Source organism: Chitinophaga sp. W2I13, from assembly GCF_050434005.1.
In the GTDB taxonomy this organism is placed as follows: domain Bacteria; phylum Bacteroidota; class Bacteroidia; order Chitinophagales; family Chitinophagaceae; genus Chitinophaga.
The window spans coordinates 4,833,591-4,850,950 of sequence record NZ_JBNPWD010000001.1; the positions used below are offsets into that span (position 1 = coordinate 4,833,591).

Here is a 17,360-nt window from a genome sequence, read left to right on the forward strand (position 1 = left end):
GAGATGTGATAATGGAAATGGCTACGGTGAAGCAGCCATTTCCAGGTATTGTTCTAACGAAAATTATTATTGCATTAGCTCGTACTTCGTTTTCGGCTGCCGTTTGATATCCCACTTAAAGTTTTCCAGCAGGAGCTGTTCTTTAGGACGTTGTGTAAACGGATACACAGTTCCTTCCGGATCTTTGATCAGTACCACTTTATCTACTTCTCCTTTCTTGAAAAAGATATTGATAATGGCGCACTGGGCTTTGTTGACGCTCATATAGGCGCCGGCCTTGTCTTTAATATAATTGATCGTTTCCGCATTCCCCTCCACATGCATCCAGTCGAGGGTTTCACCCAGTACATAACCGGTAATCACATTGCCTTTAATCTGGTTAAACATGCCCGGTCCGGCTTCATTAATAATAAAGCCGTTGTTTTTGAGCAGCATTTTATCTGCTGTCTGGTTTTTGGTGAACATGAGGATGGTATCGCCGCTCAGCTGGGTGGTATTATTAGACCAGAGCACCGGGGTGCCATAGAAGCGGAAGATAGAATCCTTCGAGGAATAGTATACGCTGTCTGCTACGCCCTGGAGGGAGTCGGAGAATATTTTCACGTGATGGTAGGCGAGGATATAACGTTGCTCGCTGGTGTCTTTAGGTGCGGTGAGCGCCATACTGTCTGCATGGTGCTTGATACCCGGCAGGGAATCGTGCAGGACCACGTCCGGTATGGGCGCCACCTTGATGTTTGTCACGGCCGAATCCAGTTTCTGCCTGGTTTTGGCGAGGGTACTGTCGGCGATGAACATCATAACGTTTGCGGCTACACTATCCTGTTGTCGCCGGGCGATGGAATCACCCCGGGTGATGGGGGATATGGTAGCGGTAAATTTCTCCGGCGGTCGAATATTCCGGATGCTTTTCAGGTTTTTGGTGGGAGAATCCGGGATGCGTTTCAGGCCGGCTACAGAGGGAATAGATAAGCTGTCGTCTGGTCTGATCACGCCTGAAAACAGGGTATCAGCGGCCATATACAGGGTATCTTTATTTTTTTCCATGATGAGCAGCGGCTTCTGGGTGGCGAGGATTGTTTTTTCGCGTTGGTTTACGATGCCCCTGTTGGCCAGCAGCGACATTTTGCGGGCGGTATCCTTATATACCATGTTACCGGTGGCATAGGCCATACCGGAAAGTTTATCCATTTCTATGTTATCGGCGGTGATGGTGCCGGTACTGTCTTCGATGGTAGGCCGGTTCCCAAAATTACCATAGCCTTTTTCCGTGTCATAATAACCGCTGGTGGCGTACATCACGCTTTTGTCGTTATTGTTGATGGTGGTAGGCGCAACGATGGTGGCTATTTTGGTACCGGTATTATACAGCAGTTCATCTGTGCTGAGGGTGTATTCCGGATCTACCAGTAATACATTCCGCATGAAGTGCATTTCTTTGGTGTCGGTGTAATAGTATCCTTCATCGCTGGTGAGTACGCTTTTACCATTTACGAGTTTACCGGTTTTGACATAGGAGCCTATTTTGGCGTTCATGTCATATTGTAGTTCGGGGCCGGTGATGGTTACTTTACCGTCTGTCAGTTTTGCATCTTCCCTGAGGAGAGCAAGGCGGGTATTGGCATCGTAGTTCAGGTAATTACCGTAGATATGAACGCTGTCGGCCTGGTTAATATGTATATGGCCGTATGCGTCGATGATATTGGTTTTATTATCTTTCACGGCACTGTCGCAGTTAAACAGGGTGGTACCTTGTTTAAAGAGGGCGTTGCCGATGAAGCGGGTAACGCTGACAGAATCTTTGTCATTCATGATCAGTGAGTCCGCGTGAATAATTTCAATTACCGACCCGGCTTTCGGCGCTTGTTGGGCCGGAAACTGGGCGTTGGCCGTAGCTGCCAGCAGGCAGATGACGGCCAGAAAAATCCCTGATTTTATGTATCGATGCATTGATTCTTTTTATTGTACCGCTATTGTGTCAGAAGGTAACGGTTTCGTTTTATCTTTTTTGCCAAACAGGGAGAAGTGTACATAGCGTTTTGGATTGACGCGGAGGTCTTCCAGCAGCTTATTCAGGTTACCCAATGAGTACTGAAGGTTGTTGTACACTTTTTTATCGTTCAGCAGCATGCCTGCAGTGCCATCGGTGGTATTCAGTTTATTGATGGTCTGGTTAAGGCTGGTCACGGTTTGTTGTAATTGCGCCAGTGTTTTATCGATGTTGCCGTTAGCCAGTGCACCGGTGGCTTTCTGGGCATTATCGAGGATACCGGTAATTTTACTGTTATTCTCTTTCAGGTTACCGGTAACGGCGGCCAGGTTATCGAATGTTTTCTGGATGTTACCGTTGTTGGGATCCAGCATACTGTTGAGGGATGCGGAGGTATGCGTAAAGTTACGCATGGTGGTATTGAGGTTGCGGATGGCGTCCTGGAGGTTACCTTTTGCGGTGGTATCGAGAATGGCATTTACCGACATCAGTACGGAATCGATATTAGACAGGGTGCCTTCCAGTTTTTTTACCAGCGGGTTAAGCTGTTCTTTCAGGGCGTCTGTCATGGAGCCGTCTACGGCTGCGTAGATGGTATCGCCGCTTTTCAGATATTCGCCGGCGTTACCCAGGTCGAGCTGTACTGTTTTGGTACCCAGCAGGTCGCTGCTGATACGGGCCACAGAGTTACGGGGGATTTCAATTTTTTTGGTAATGGTGATGGCTACCAGGATACGGGAGGCATCTTTATCCATTACTTCCAGGTTAGCTACATTACCGACTACCAGGCCATTTACCTGTACCGCGTTGGCTGGTTGTAAACCGTTTACCTGGTGGTACACGGCATAAATGGTTTTATTATGAGAAAACAGGCTTTTTCCTTTCAGCAGATTAAAGCCCAGCACAAGTAAGGTTATACCCAGCACAGTTAATACACCTACTTTGGTTTCGTTAGATAATTTGAGCATGAGATTCGTATACGTTCACGCAAAAATAATCAAAAAGCATGCACGGAAGTGGTCGTACGAAAATGTTAGTAATAAAAAAGAGGAAAGCGGGGTAATAAGAAGGGGGGAGGGAGGAGGCAGTGTGATTAGCAGGAAGTTACGAAAGCATCTTTGAAACCCAGTTTGCGGGCTTTGCGCATCTCGCCGGAGGCTTGTTCATCGGTCCTGAACCGGCCCAGGATATATTTGTTCAGTTTTTTTTTATTCATCACGATGCGTTGGCGGTTCACGTCACCGTGGAGCTTCCTGAAAATGGAAGCTCCCGGTTTATAAAATTTGTCGGTGATCATGAGTTGTACGCAGTAGCTGTCGCCGGGTGCGGGGGCAGACTTATTGTTGCTGCTCCTGTTGCTGGTGTTTAGCGATGCGGTAGTGTTATTGCTTTTAGCCGATACTTTGGTGGTAGCTGGCTGGGTGTTGCGGTTATTGGTAAACCTGTCGAGTTCCTCACGGTAACGCTTAATGGCTTTATAAATGCAATTGGCCAGTTCCTGTTGTCCGTTGTTGGAGTTGAGATAGTCTTCTTCTTCCGGGTTGCTGATAAAGCCCAGTTCCACGAGCACGCTTGGCATGGCGGTGGCAGACAGTACCCAGATACCTTTTTCATTTCTTTGCCTGGCGCCGCGGCTGATACGTCCTACCCGGGTAAATTCATCCTCGATGAGGGTAGAGAGGCGGAGGCTCTGGTCGAAATAGGCATTTCTCAGGGTGTTGAGCAGGATGAAGGTTTCAGGATCGTCGCTCATCAGCTGCTGGGTTTCTTCTGAGTTGGCATCGAGTACGATAACGGAGTTTTGTTTCAGGGACTCCATTTTAGCGTTGTTTTTGCTGGTCGCCCATATATACGTTTCTGTGCCCTTGGCATTGCTCGGGTAGTAAGCGTATACGGGTTGTTTAACGGCAATTTTCTTTTTCCCTTTTTTACGGTAAACGGTTTTATAGTCCACCACCTTGCGGATTTTGCCGGTAGAATTGCAGTGGATGGATACAAAAAGTTCCCCTTTATTGTCGTTGGCAATCTGGGCTTTTTTGCGGGGATCGTCGAAGCGGTCACTTTTTCGTGTATACACTACCTTTACATCGGGCATGTTTTCTTCCAGGATCTTTCCCAGTTTCAGTGCCACTTCCAGAGTTACCTGTTTCTCCGTGGAATAGCTGCCTTTTGCGCCGGGATCTTCACCGCCGTGGCCGGCATCAATAACAATAGTTCGTATAGGCTTGTCCTGTTTATCGGAAACGGGATTTGTTTTGGCCTGAATAAATAGGGTACAGGTGAGTAGTGTTCCCAGTCCTAAAATCCAAAATCGGTTCCAGCGCATGATTCTCATTTTAATGGGTGCTGTTTTTCACAAAAAATAAAAAAATAAGTTTATCTGTTAAATTAATAATCCGCTTGTTCCACGCGAGTTTCCGCTACCTTTCGTTATATTACCTTACAAACATTACAAGTTACCATTTGTAATAAATTGTATAAAATCTTGTAGGTTTGCCGCCATAACACATGAACGCTAGCTACAAAAATAATTATAAAAAGTTTTTTCGGCATACATACCTGGTTTTTGCCGGTATGTTCGTCGCCATTCCCTTTATTATAGATGCAGTTGCGGGTGAAAGGCCACAAGTTGTTACTTATTTTAACAAAAGTTTGGCAGATACCACTCCGCTGATACGGAAAGATACCGGCAAATTACCAAAACCGGTACCTGTTTCCCCTGTCACAGCCGATTCCACCCAATTAACCAAGGGTGTGGACACCAGCGGTGAAACGACCGTAGATACCTTGTTCGTACCAAAGATATCAAAAGACACGCTGGATGCGCCGGTAAATTATAAAGCAAAGGATTCAATCATCCTGATGGTACCCGATAAACGCTTCTATTTATATGGTACCGCCAACACAAAGTACAAAACGATTGACCTTTCTGCCGAAAAAATGAATTTCGACCAGGAAACCGGCATCCTCGAGGCTACCAACGCCAAAGATACAGCCGGTAAGCTGTTTGGCGGCCCGGTGATGAACGACGGCGGACAAAGCTTTGAATCGGATACCCTCAAATATAACTTTACCTCCCAGAAAGCGAAGATTTATAATACCCGCTCCCAGTACGGGGAAGGCTACATTCACAGCCAGCAAACCAAAAAGGCGGCGGATAATACCATTTTCGGCTTTAAAAACGGGTACACTACCTGTAACCTGGATACACCGCACTTTAGCTTCCGGGCCCGTAAAATAAAGGTGATCCCCGATAAACTGGTGATCTCCGGCCCGGCTAACCTGGAAATAGAAGGCATTCCCACACCACTGTATATACCTTTTGCCATTTTCCCCATCACCCAGGGCCAGCGCTCCGGGATACTGCCGCCACAGTACGTGGTGAACCAGCAGAAAGGGATAGGCCTGGAAAACGGCGGGTACTATATCGGTTTAGGCGACCATTTCGACCTGACCATGCGGGGGGATGTGTATTCCTATGGCAGCTGGAGCCTCACAGCCAGTCCCACTTACCGGAAACGCTATAAGTACAACGGCGGGCTTAACCTGAGCTTTGCCAATACCCGCTTCGGGGATCCGGCTGTAAAATCAGAGTTCAGCACCTCAAAGGATTTCAGGGTCACCTGGAACCATAGCATGGACAGCAAGGCGCGCCCCGGCGTGAACTTTGGCGCTGCCGTGAACTTTGGAACCTCTTCCTATAACAAGTACAACGTGTATGACTACAATACACGTGTAAATAATAACATCGGATCGTCTATCACGTTCTCCAAAACCTGGCAGGGGAAGCCCTACAACCTCACCATGGGGTTGAACCACTCGCAGAACCTGAGCACCCGTGATGTGTCTATCTCCTTCCCGGACGCCACTTTCACGGTAAATACGATCTATCCTTTCCAGCCAAAGGAAATGGTGGGCACGCCAAAATGGTACGAAAAGATTGGGGTTTCCTACAATACTATCCTGCGCAACCAGGCTAACTTCAAGGATTCCCTGTTTGGTAAACAGGCGATGTTTGACGCCATGCAAACCGGCATGCAGCATAATATCCCGATCTCGTTTTCTATCCCGGTGTTTAAAACCTTTACGTTATCCCCAGGGATCAACTATACCGAATACTGGTATACGAAGAAATTTGCCCGTAAATGGGATCCGAACAAATGGAACCCGGGGCTGGATACGCTTGGTGCCATCGATACCACCTACATTCCCGGATTTTACAGTGCCCGCGATATCAGCGCCAGCATGTCGTTGTCTACCGCCATATACGGTATGTACACGTTTAAAAAAGATTCAAAGATCAAAGCCATCCGCCATGTGATGCGCCCCACGCTGAGTGCCAGTTACCGCCCCGATCTGTCCAGCAAATATTATCATGAGCTGCAATACAACAAGGAGGGCGATAAACAAATGGTATCCGACTTTGACGGAGCCATCATCGGCGTGCCTTCCCCTGGCGCGTTTGGAGGCCTGAACTTCGGGCTGGACAATAACCTGGAGATGAAGGTGTTTTCTAAGAAGGATACCACAGGCAATCACGAAAAGAAAATAAAGCTGCTGGATGGTTTTGGGATCAACGGCAGCTACAACCTGGTGGCCGACTCCTTTAAGTTGTCTACTTTCAGCTTATACGCCCGTACCAACCTGTTCGATAAACTGAACATCTCCGCCAGTGGTAACATCGATCCCTACCAGGTAGATGCCCGCGGCCACCGCCTTGATAAATACGTATGGCAGCAGGGAAAAATCAGCCTGGGTCGTTTAACCAACGCCAGCATTTCCATGAGTACCTCGTTCCAGTCGAAGGATAAAAAGAGCCAGGAGAAAGAACAGAAGATCGATTCCATGGAGAATGTACAGGGCGCTGACGCCGCTTTTGCCGCGCAGCAGCGGCAGCTGCAGATGGTGCGTAATAATCCTGGTGAGTACGTGGATTTCGATATTCCGTGGCGTGTGGATCTTTCCTATAGCTTATCTTATACCAATACCGTTATTCCCGATTCCGGGGGCGTAGTGAAACGTATTACCCAATATGTAAGTTTTAACGGCGACTTCAGCCTCACGCCAAAATGGAAGATTGGTTTGAACAGTGGTTTCGACTTTACCAATATGCAGGTGGCCTATACGAATATGTATATCTCGCGCGACCTGCACTGCTGGCAGATGTCGATCAACCTGATTCCGTTTGGTACGTTCCGGCAGTTTAGTATTACCATTAATCCGAAAGCCGGTATTTTGCGTGATCTGCGGATAAACCGATCGAGACAGTTCCAGGATTTATAACGAAAGCGGGGATTGCCATTGGCAATCCCCGCTTTCGTTATATTACTTTGTGTTGTTGGCCAGGTAATAATCCCACATCAGGCGGAATACTTTTTCTTTAAAAGCGGGGAGGTCATCTCTTGTTAGTCCTGTAGTAGGCAGGGGAGGCAGGAAATGATAATCGATGCGATGCGGCCATGCGAAGAATTTCTTTCCTACCGGTAATATTTTTTTGGTGTGAAACAGTAACGACGGCATCAATGGCACCTGGGTGTCTATCGCTAATGCAAAGGCGCCGTCATAAAAATCCTTTAAAGGCTGATCTGTGCGGTTGCGTGTGCCTTCTGGGTAAAGCAGGATGTGTATGCCTAAACTGAGGGCATGTTTCATTTCAACGATGCTTTGTTTGCGGCTCGCTTCACTGCTGCGGTCTACCAGGATACCACCTATACGGTACAGCACACCAAACAGCGGCACTTTGCCGAGAGATGCTTTTGCGAGTGTTTTATTGATGCCGGGAATTTCTGCAGATGTTACCGGCACATCGATCAGCGAGTTGTGATTACATACTACGACATAGGTTTGTCCGGGTGCAAAATATTCCAGTCCTTTTTTGCGTACAGGGCAGCCGATCAGTGGCTGATACACTTTCATCCATATCCTGCCAAAGAACAGAAATCCTTTTGTTCTACGTGGTTCCGGCAGGTAAGAAATGATCCATACCGGGATGAATATTACCAGCATTGTTAGTGCGAACATCACTAACATCCATGCCGCGAATATTCTGCCGAAGATATTTTTAAACATAAGGTTGTTTTTTACAGTCTCCAGTCTACCGGTGCTATTCCTGCCTTTCCGAGTATTTCATTTGTTCTTGAAAAGTGCCTGCATCCAAAAAATCCTTTATCAGCGCTGAAAGGAGAGGGGTGTGCGGCCTGCAATATATGATGTCTGGTAGCGTCTATCAGGTATTGTTTATCCTGTGCAAAGCGGCCCCAGAGCAGGAATACCACATCGCTCCGCTGATCGGAAATTTTTCGGATCACGGCATCAGTAAAATCGCCCCAACCTATTTTACTATGGGACGCGGGTTCACCGGCCCTTACAGTAAGAAAGGCGTTTAATAACAGTACACCGTGTTCCGCCCATTTGGTAAGATTGCCGCTGGTAGGTATTTCCAGCCCGAGATCTGTTTTCATTTCCTTGTAAATATTCACAAGCGAAGGAGGAGGTTTTACGCCATCCGGTACGGAGAAGCTGAGTCCATGCGCCTGTCCTGCACCGTGATAAGGATCCTGACCAAGAATCACTACTTTTACTTTATCTATCGGTGTTTTATCAAAGGCATTAAAGATCAGGTTTCCGGCAGGATAAATTACTTTACCCAATGCCTTTTCATGTTTAAGAAACATGACGATCTGATCGAAATAAGACTTATGAAATTCATCTTTCAGCGCTTCCTTCCAGCTTGATTCTATTTGTACATCCATAGTGTTCACGTCAATATTTAAAGAAAAATAAATTAAATTTGATTTATTGGGAGAAATTTACATAAATTTGCACTCCCAAAATGCGAGTTAAATATAGTAATTTATTTCACATTTCAAGGGAAAACAAACACATAAGTCTTGGTAGCTCAGCTGGATAGAGCAACTGCCTTCTAAGCAGTAGGCCATTGGTTCGAATCCAATCCAGGACACAGAAAAGGACAAACCGGTTTATATCGATTTGTCCTTTTTTATTTCTTTCCCGAAATTATTTGCCTCCTATTTTTTCTACCGCCTTCGAGAGTTCATCTTTAGAGAGACGGAAGCTAAAGGACAACAGTATATTTGGACGGATACCTCTGTCGTGTAACTGATCAAAGTCGAGACTTTGCATTAAGCCCTGCCCTTCTTCATACTCACCTTTCAACTTATAAGCATAGCTTACGCCACCGGCCAGGCTCACCGCAAAAAAATCGGACACCAACAGGGTCGGACCTGTAAACACCGTAAAACGGGCATCTCCCCCTACACCAAAACCGGCAGACCAGGCGAAGTTGAACATATTAGGCTGCTCCTGTTTACGATTGAATTTTACCGGCATAATAAAGTTAGCGGTGATGGATAAGTCCTTCCAGAAATCAGTGCCATTATTACTTTTCCTTTTAATGGTGAAGGAATCGGTGGTTGGACTTAATATACTTTTACCGGATGCTTTGCTAAAGAACTGATCAGGCCCTTTAATGAGATTAGGAGAAAACGTGAAACCGAAATGAGTGAGATAGCTTACGCTGCGTGGCGTGCGGAGGATGAACTGCCAGGCTTTATCTGCCTTGGTACCATCAGCGCTGTATGCTTCTATTGTAACAATGATATCCTGGTTATTCTTTAATGTAAAGTTAGCCGTCAATGATTCAAAGGAATATTCACGTTTTGTTTTTTCAATTACCGCATCAGCCTCTTTCTGTAATGTATTTTTACAATCACTTGTTTTAAGATCTTTCAGTACCTTATTTACTGAATCAATCAGGTCTTTTACTTTTGCCTCATCTTTTTCATTTTGCAAAGATACCAGGAAGCCAACGAACTTCGGATTAGCCTCATGGCAGGCGTCGCTGCCCATTTCACCACCGTTCTGCGAAGCATTATCTGCTTCTTCTCTTACGGTAATTTTGATTTTGTAATTGTATTGCAACGACATGTTCAAGAGCTTGATGCCGGTGGTTTTCAGTCCTATGGTTTTATCACTTCCTATTTTATTGCTTAAGTCAAGTTCAACCGGCTTTTGTCCATAGGTAAGGCAGCCTGCAAGCAGCAGGGAGATAAACAGTACTAAATGTTTCATAATGCTATTTTAAGAGTGAGAAAAACATTTCTTTATTAATCGTATTTGACTGGAATGGGCTATCCGGCCGATCAGGTCTGTGTACCGATGTTTGTGTTAAGTATTTATCCTGCAAATCTTTATTGGTAAAGGGCAGGTTTCTTTGGTTATGATAAGATTTGATCAACGCAATAATGCCAGCGGTAAATGCAGTTGCGGAGGAGGTTCCATTGATTTTGTTAGTATTAAAATATTTGCCGAACCTGTCGGCATCTACCTTGTCGAAATAGCCGCGATAAGGTGCAACTAATTGTACACCTGGCCAGATATTACTTAAACCGGCCAAAATATTATCCGTAGCATCTGTGCCGGCGACGGCGTTTACCTGGTTATAGGCCGCGGGATAATATTTGATGGCGGTAAGTGCTTCGTTGCCGGCGGCAGCAATACAAATGGTTTTGCCATTAGTCACCAGTTCATTGGTAATGCTATTGAACCTGGTAATGGTATTCGCAGTGTCGTTTAAACCGCCGGTAAAGGCAAAGCTCATAGAGATGACATCAAAATCATGTAGCGTTTCCAGCAGGTCCATCAGTGCAGACATGCGAAATGAATTACTGGTGATGTTTAATTCTTTTATAACGATCTCCGCCTCCGGAGCAATGCCGAGGAAACCATTTTTGGCATCATTACCACCAATGATGGATGACATATAAGTACCATGGCCTGTATCCGGGAATTGCATTTGTGTGCTGTTATGTTGCCCAAAGAGATGCGCGACGGCATTATTCTTTGGATTAAAGCCCATATCGATGATAGCTACTTTTGTATTCTTGCCTGTTATCCCTTTTTTCCAGAAGTCTGTTATCCGCCATTCATCAAACAATGTGGATTGCTGTGTAACAGGTAACGCTAATGCTTCCGGTGTTGTATGAAAACCACCGCTCCAATAGTATTCATCGATGATGGTCTGATACCACTCATTGTTGCCTTCAAGGGTTTCGCCATATACTTTCGCAACGATATCGAGCTCATGGCCGTCTTCGATATAAGTTGGATTGGTGGCGGAAGTATGCGGAAATCCCAGGCGTGTATTAACGGCTTTATTGGCGATGACTATCATCCTACACGCAATTTTTTATTTTCAACAATAGTGGATGCTGTTGATTTGCCGTCGTTCTTAGCTTGCTTCTCTTCCGGTTTTACACCTGCCTGCCGGATACTGATTAATCTTTGTAATAAATCAAACCAGAAAGTAGCGCCCAGCGAGATAGCGAAAGCCGTGATGAGCCAGCCGATGATGGACAGATAATTGGGCAAAGTGATGCCCCAACCGAAAATATGTATGTTAACCAGGTTTTCTTCCGCCATCTTCTTTGAGCCTAGTATGTTGTTGAGTGAAGTGATCTGACCGGATATATTTTTCAGATCATCCTGGGTATAGGGCGAAGAAGTGTCTTTTCCGACCAGTTGCTTAACTTTATCAAAGTTCGCTACTGTAGTATTTACCACGTTATCACGCACCTGCTTATTGTCGATTAAAACTTTTGTAATCTGAATGGTATCTACATTAAAAGAGGCCGCCAATACAAAGCCAATGATAGATAACAGCAGCCTGGTCTGCTTTTTATACCAGCCTTCCGCGCGTTCCATCATCTCGTTAAATGAAACCACCAGCTTGGATTTGAACTTATCAATATCGTTACTGCTCTCGTACATCATTTGTACGAACATGGTATGTGTTTCTGTATCTATTTTAAGGTGCTTGTTGCTATTATCGTTATCCTTGACAGGCACCCCTGTGTCTGCAGCCAGGTTGTCTTTAATCAGTTGCATCTGGTTTTCAAGCCCGGTATAGTTGGCTCCACGGAGTATGCGGACCAGCACCTCCGCATATGTTTCGGGTTTGATATAGGCGGGCCTTCGAAAGAAGGAGCCTTCTCCCAGGTATTTGATGGTAGGATATTCCAGGAAATGATGTACGAAATCTTCTTTCTCTTTTAATGTTTTTTTGCCGGCCAGCAGGCGCATGGCGAGGTTCCGCTTATCCGTAAACTCACTATCCTGCAAGAGCCGCCGGAGCGCCTTTCGGAGCATTAATGCACGCAGTTGTAAGTATTTTGCTATTATTTCCTGTAAAATGGAGGCGAACAAGCTGTATAACAGGAATACAAATGTTAGTCCAATGACTACGTCAAGGGCAATACTATTAAACATAGCACGGGGGTTATAGGGATTACAAAAAAAGCATAACAATTCCTTTAGAAAAATATCTTCTGTGACTGAGGTTATATCTATAAAATATCCAGAAAACTATTGGGGCATTTACACAATCCGGGGTACTTCTGATTACTATTTATTACAAATAATAGCTAGGTGAACCGAAGTTATAAAACTTTCGGGATAAAAAAATTATTTTTTTCGGTGAGATCGTTGAGGCTGAAGGCATTTAGGTGATAGCGCAGGATTTTCTCTTTTTGTATACTTCTTCTCCTTCTTCACCGTTTATTAAAATTATATTTGTAGCGTTTTATTTTGCCATTATGATCGCATCCATATTAACCAGGCTTGAATCTTCCAGGAAAGAGTTACTGGATTTAGGTCTCAGAAATCCATTGTTGAATTACAAGTTGCCAGCCGGCAAAGGTTTACATATTGTAGAAGAACAATCTGCTGCCATTTATGATATATTGGTGCGGGAAGGTAAAACCATGTCGTTCCTCGGCCGGCCCGAAAAAAAGCAGGAAGAAGAAGCCGTGCAGTATAATGAACCGGTATCGAAAGATGCGTTAACCGATACCCGTTTACAAACCAATGAAAACCAGGTAACCCTGCATTCCCGGCTGCTCAACACCTACTATGCCGCCCGGATGAGCATGGAAGAGCAGGGGGTGAACATTCTTTATATTTCCCTGGGGATGTTGCAGTGGTATGAGGCCGCCGGCAGCGAAGAAGCGCGGTTTGCACCGCTGATCATGGTGCCGGTGCTGCTGGACAGGTCCAGCGCGCGAGAACGTTTCCGGTTGAAATACTCCCTTGAGGAAGTAGGCGCCAACATTTCCCTGCAGGCAAAAATGAAGGCCGACTTTAATATACATATCCCTGATTTGCCGGATGCGGAAGACTTTGATGTAAATGCCTACCTGGCGGAAGTGGCTGCCGCAGTGGAGCCCATGCAGGGATGGAAAGTGGCGGCCGATACAGTGGAACTGGGCTTTTTCTCCTTTGGCAAATTCCTGATCTATAACGACCTGGATGCTTCCAAATGGCAGCAGGAGGATGATATTATAACGCATCCGGTGATTCAAAGTCTTTTTGGCGGCGGATTTTCAGATACTGCTCCACAACTGCCGGATGATGTGTTTATCGACAACGATACCAATGCGCATGAACTGTTCCAGGTAGTGGATGCCGACAGTTCCCAGATCATGGCCATGCTGAGCGTGCAGGAAGGCCGTAACCTGGTGATACAGGGCCCGCCGGGAACGGGTAAATCACAAACGATTACCAACATCATTGCAGACGCTATTGGCCGCGGTAAAAAAGTGTTATTTGTGGCAGAGAAAATGGCAGCGCTGGAAGTGGTGAAACGCCGGTTGGATAATATCCAGCTGGGAGAAGCCTGCCTGGAATTGCACAGTCATAAAGCCAATAAAAAAGAACTGCACCAGGAACTGAGAAAGGTGCTGGAACTGGGGCGCCCGTCTATCCAGAAGTTACAGGAAGAAGTGTTGCTCCTGGATAATTACAAGAAAGAATTGAATGATTACTGTCTTGCAGTGAATGGCGCTATCGAAAGAAGCGGTTTAACTGCCCACCAGGTAATAGGTTACCTATTACGGCTAAACGAAGAAACTGCAGGTATCACATTACCGCATATACAATTGCCGGATATCGCCCGCTGGGATGCTGCTGCAATGAACAAGGCTACCGCAATGGCGTTGCGGATACAGGCCTGTTTGCAGGAAACAGGTGTGCCGGCCAATCTCGCTTTCCGCGGCAGCCGGCTCACGGTATTGCTGCCGCATGAACAAACCGCTTTTGCCCGGCTATTGGCGGATGCATTGGCCGCCCAGGAAGCACTGGTGCAAACGACTTCCGCGATCGCAGGAAAAATGAGTATCCCATCTCCCAAAGATATTAACGCGGTACATACGCTTATTGATATTTGCGCGCTGCTGGCGCGTCAACCGGATCTACAGGAATTAGACGTCGCCAATAAAGCGTGGGTATTGCAAAAGCAGGATATCGCGGAATGGCTGACCGCAGGTGTAGCTGCTACTGCCGTTCAGCAGCAGTACCAGGAAATCTTTATTCCCGAGGCATGGGAGCAAAACGCAATGGAGATCCGGGAAAACCTGCTGGCACATGGCCACAAATGGTACAAGTTCCTGATTGGCGCGTACAAAAAAAGTAACCGGCAACTGGCGGCTTTATGCAAACACGCGTTGCCGGACGACAAGGAAGAAAAATTGCAGTATGTGGATGCGATCATGGAATTCCGCCGGCAGGATACACTGCTGAAAGAACATGCTGCATTAGCCGGCACCTTGTTCGGCAGCCGCTGGCAGAAATCACATACCGATTGGCCAGCGCTGGAAGAAGCAACGGCCTATCTAACGGAATTGCATACACGTATTTCAGCGGGCAGCTGTCCTGCGCAGGTAGCTCAATGGTTACACACTCACCGCAACGCCGCCGATGCCCTTGCAGATCAGCAGCAGCTTGCGCAATTGCTGGCAGAGCAGCAGCAACGCAACACTGCCGTGCTGGAGAAGCTGGAAATTCCGCCGGGACAATTTCCTGTGCTGCTGGATGTACAGCAATGGCAGTTACAAACATGGACAGATAAACTACCCGAAATACACCACCTCATTGCGTGGAACAATATAACGGAAACGGCTATACAGGAACAGCTGGGATGCCTGCTCACTCCGGTGCAGGAATGGGAAGGCGGTGCCAGATTACTGAGAACAGCGCTGGAAAAAACATGGTATGAATACCTGGTGGAAACAGCCGTAAAATCGCAGCCTGCATTGCGTAAATTTGAGCGTGCAGGTCATGAAGAAATGGTGCAGCAGTTTCGTAAACTGGACGTATTGAATCTTCAGTATAACCGCGCCCGTGCTGCGTTACAGCACTGGGAGCAAATGCCTCGCGCAGATGCCGGCGGACAGGTAAACATCCTCCGCACGGAGTTTAACAAAAAGGCGCGGCATATGCCTATCCGGAAACTGATGCAGGAAGCGGGTTTGGCGATACAGGCTATTAAGCCGGTATTTATGATGAGCCCATTGTCTATCGCTAATTTTTTACCGCCGGCCACATTGGAATTTGACCTCGTTATTTTCGATGAAGCCAGCCAGGTGAAGCCGGTAGAAGCGCTGGGCGCTATTTTGCGCGGTAAACAACTGGTGGTAGTAGGAGATAATAAACAATTGCCACCTACCAGCTTCTTTGATTCCCTTACCCGGGAAACCGATGATGAAGAAAATGTTACCGCAGATATGCAGAGCATCCTCGGTTTGTGCGATGCACAGGGTGCGCCACAACGTATGTTGCGCTGGCATTACAGGAGCCGCCATGAATCGCTGATCACGTTGTCGAATCATGAATTTTATGAGAATAAACTGGTGATATTTCCGAGTCCCGGTGATAAAGAAAGAAAAGGACTGGTATTTCATCACCTGAAAGATACGGCATACGACCGTGGTAAAACCCGCACCAACCCTAAGGAAGCGGAAATTGTAGCAGATGCGGTAATGGAACATGCCCGTAAAAATCCCGGAATGAGTTTAGGAGTGGTAGCGTTTAGTACCTCGCAGCGACAGGCGATCAGTGATGCGCTGGAATTGCGGCGCCGTAAATCACCTGAGCTGGAATCATATTTCATGGCGCACCAGGACGAACCTTTCTTTGTGAAGAACCTGGAAAACGTGCAGGGAGATGAAAGGGATGTAATATTTATTTCTATCGGTTACGGACGTACGGAGGAAGGATATGTGGCCATGTCTTTTGGGCCGCTGAATAACGAAGGCGGGGAAAGAAGACTCAATGTACTGATCACGCGGGCGAAAACGCGTTGCGAAGTATTTACCAATATTACCGCTGATGATATTGATGTGAACAGGACCAAGAGCTATGGTATACAATCGCTGAAAAATTTCCTGTATTTCGCACAGCATGGTAAGCTGTACATGACCGCCGAAACAGGGCTTCCGGCAGATAGTCCGTTTGAAGAAAATGTGGCGTCTAAACTGGAATCGCTGGGATATATTGTACGCAAGCAGGTAGGGTCAAAAGGATTTTATATTGACCTGGCTATTGTAGATGCAGAAAATCCGGGCCGTTATATATTGGGGATCGAGTGCGACGGTGCCGCTTATCATTCTGCCCGTTCCGCCCGTGACCGTGACCGCTTGCGGCAGCAGGTGCTGGAAGCTGTTGGCTGGAAGATCCACCGGGTGTGGAGCACCGATTGGTTCCGTAATCCGGAGCGGGAGCTGAACCGCCTGGTGGCTGCTATTGAAAAAGCAAAAGCCGCTGTTGCGATCGACGACCAGGTAGCCGAAGATGCAAAGAAAGAATCCCCACAGGTACTGACCCGGGAAGCAGTGGAAGCAACCGAAGAAGAAGTGCCGGCATATGAAACCGCAGTATTACCGGATGAAATCCGGGCGCAGGAATTTCATCTGTCTCCCATTGGTAAACTATGTAACTGGATAGAACAGGTAGTAACAGTGGAAAGCCCGGTTCATTTTGATGAGTTAGCCCGGCGGATGGTAGAAGCAGCAGGTATTACCAGGGTGGGACCCCGTATCCGGGAAATACTGCGTCATGCGGTACGCCATTCCGATGCCGGCAAACGCATAAAAATTAAAGGACAATTCCTTTGGCATACTTCATTGCCTACGCCCGTGGTGCGCAACCGCAGCCAACTGCCGGCCGCCGCCAGGAAAATCAACTACATAGCAGCAGAAGAAATAGGCGTAGCCCTGGAAAAAGTGGTGAAGGATGCGGTGGCCATACAACGCGAAGATGCCGTACCTTTCATTGCCAGGATGTTCGGCTACAGTCGTGTAACCGAAGAAATGAAAGAAGAGATCCTGAAAGCCATTGATCTCAGCATTGAAAATAACCAGGTACAACGGGAGGGCGAACTGCTGAAGGCATGATACCGTACAGGCGCTGTACTGAAACCGGACAAATTTAAATTAATAATATCTGTTTAGCGTTGGTATTTAGGATACATCCGGGATGGCATGTTTTTGCTTTTCAGGTGTGGAGAAGAGAATAATGT

General features: G+C 46.7%; 10 protein-coding genes and 1 tRNA gene. 3 read left to right on the plus strand and 8 right to left on the minus strand.

What is annotated here, in order from left to right; translation table 11 throughout:
- Positions 1–66: 66 nt before the first annotated feature.
- The 3 genes from QFZ48_RS19965 to QFZ48_RS19975 all read right to left on the minus strand — a co-directional run bounded on the left by QFZ48_RS19965 (position 67) and on the right by QFZ48_RS19975 (position 4,316).
- On the minus strand, positions 67–1,950 hold the full coding sequence (locus QFZ48_RS19965; RefSeq protein WP_370907904.1) for an OstA-like protein: 1,884 nt from the start codon (positions 1,948–1,950) through the stop codon (positions 67–69).
- 9 nt (positions 1,951–1,959) lie between these two features.
- Positions 1,960–2,958 carry an MlaD family protein gene (locus tag QFZ48_RS19970; protein WP_429050361.1) on the minus strand — a complete coding sequence of 333 codons (999 nt, stop codon included), beginning with the start codon at positions 2,956–2,958 and terminating at the stop codon, positions 1,960–1,962.
- A gap of 125 nt (positions 2,959–3,083) precedes the next feature.
- Complete coding sequence (locus QFZ48_RS19975) at positions 3,084–4,316, minus strand: N-acetylmuramoyl-L-alanine amidase family protein (protein WP_429050360.1); 1,233 nt, start codon at positions 4,314–4,316, stop codon at positions 3,084–3,086.
- A gap of 248 nt (positions 4,317–4,564) precedes the next feature.
- Between QFZ48_RS19975 and QFZ48_RS19980 the strand changes: the two genes are divergently transcribed.
- Positions 4,565–7,273 (plus strand): putative LPS assembly protein LptD, encoded by a 2,709-nt coding sequence (locus QFZ48_RS19980; RefSeq protein ID WP_370907901.1) that lies wholly within the window; start codon positions 4,565–4,567, stop codon positions 7,271–7,273.
- A gap of 42 nt (positions 7,274–7,315) precedes the next feature.
- Here QFZ48_RS19980 and QFZ48_RS19985 read toward each other — a convergent pair whose 3' ends face one another.
- Together QFZ48_RS19985 and ung are read right to left on the minus strand one after the other, a co-directional pair.
- The gene (locus tag QFZ48_RS19985; protein WP_429063334.1) at positions 7,316–8,059 is read right to left on the minus strand and encodes a lysophospholipid acyltransferase family protein; all 744 of its coding nucleotides are present in this window, start codon (positions 8,057–8,059) and stop codon (positions 7,316–7,318) included.
- Positions 8,060–8,070: 11 nt separating this feature from the next.
- Positions 8,071–8,742 (minus strand): uracil-DNA glycosylase, encoded by a 672-nt coding sequence (ung, locus tag QFZ48_RS19990; protein ID WP_370907899.1) that lies wholly within the window; start codon positions 8,740–8,742, stop codon positions 8,071–8,073.
- Between the two features lie 135 nt (positions 8,743–8,877).
- Here ung and QFZ48_RS19995 point away from each other — a divergent pair.
- Positions 8,878–8,951 (plus strand) — tRNA-Arg (locus QFZ48_RS19995).
- 56 nt (positions 8,952–9,007) lie between these two features.
- Here QFZ48_RS19995 and QFZ48_RS20000 read toward each other — a convergent pair.
- From QFZ48_RS20000 to QFZ48_RS20010, 3 genes are read right to left on the minus strand one after another with little or no spacing between them, the layout of a single operon-like run.
- Positions 9,008–10,081 (minus strand): hypothetical protein, encoded by a 1,074-nt coding sequence (locus QFZ48_RS20000; protein ID WP_429063335.1) that lies wholly within the window; start codon positions 10,079–10,081, stop codon positions 9,008–9,010.
- 4 nt (positions 10,082–10,085) lie between these two features.
- Positions 10,086–11,183, minus strand: a complete 1,098-nt coding sequence (locus QFZ48_RS20005) for a S8 family peptidase (protein ID WP_429063336.1) — start codon at positions 11,181–11,183, stop codon at positions 10,086–10,088.
- A complete protein-coding gene (locus QFZ48_RS20010; RefSeq protein WP_429063337.1) occupies positions 11,180–12,277 on the minus strand; it encodes a hypothetical protein in 1,098 nt (365 codons plus the stop codon). The genes QFZ48_RS20005 and QFZ48_RS20010 overlap by 4 nt, the downstream gene beginning before the upstream one ends.
- Before the next feature lie 326 nt (positions 12,278–12,603).
- On the opposite strand from QFZ48_RS20010, the gene QFZ48_RS20015 reads away from it, so the two are divergent.
- Positions 12,604–17,235 carry a DUF3320 domain-containing protein gene (locus tag QFZ48_RS20015; protein WP_429063338.1) on the plus strand — a complete coding sequence of 1,544 codons (4,632 nt, stop codon included), beginning with the start codon at positions 12,604–12,606 and terminating at the stop codon, positions 17,233–17,235.
- Positions 17,236–17,360: the final 125 nt, after the last annotated feature.

Coding starts and splice junctions, on each gene's coding strand:
- QFZ48_RS19970 (WP_429050361.1), bottom strand. CDS start 2,958: ATGCTCAAATTATCTAACGAAACCAAAGTAGGTGTATTAACTGTGCTG.
- QFZ48_RS20000 (WP_429063335.1), bottom strand. CDS start 10,081: ATGAAACATTTAGTACTGTTTATCTCCCTGCTGCTTGCAGGCTGCCTT.
- QFZ48_RS19965 (WP_370907904.1), bottom strand. CDS start 1,950: ATGCATCGATACATAAAATCAGGGATTTTTCTGGCCGTCATCTGCCTG.
- QFZ48_RS19985 (WP_429063334.1), bottom strand. CDS start 8,059: ATGTTTAAAAATATCTTCGGCAGAATATTCGCGGCATGGATGTTAGTG.
- QFZ48_RS20015 (WP_429063338.1), top strand. CDS start 12,604: ATGATCGCATCCATATTAACCAGGCTTGAATCTTCCAGGAAAGAGTTA.
- QFZ48_RS19975 (WP_429050360.1), bottom strand. CDS start 4,316: ATGCGCTGGAACCGATTTTGGATTTTAGGACTGGGAACACTACTCACC.
- QFZ48_RS19980 (WP_370907901.1), top strand. CDS start 4,565: ATGTTCGTCGCCATTCCCTTTATTATAGATGCAGTTGCGGGTGAAAGG.
- QFZ48_RS20005 (WP_429063336.1), bottom strand. CDS start 11,183: ATGATAGTCATCGCCAATAAAGCCGTTAATACACGCCTGGGATTTCCG.
- ung (WP_370907899.1), bottom strand. CDS start 8,742: ATGGATGTACAAATAGAATCAAGCTGGAAGGAAGCGCTGAAAGATGAA.
- QFZ48_RS20010 (WP_429063337.1), bottom strand. CDS start 12,277: ATGTTTAATAGTATTGCCCTTGACGTAGTCATTGGACTAACATTTGTA.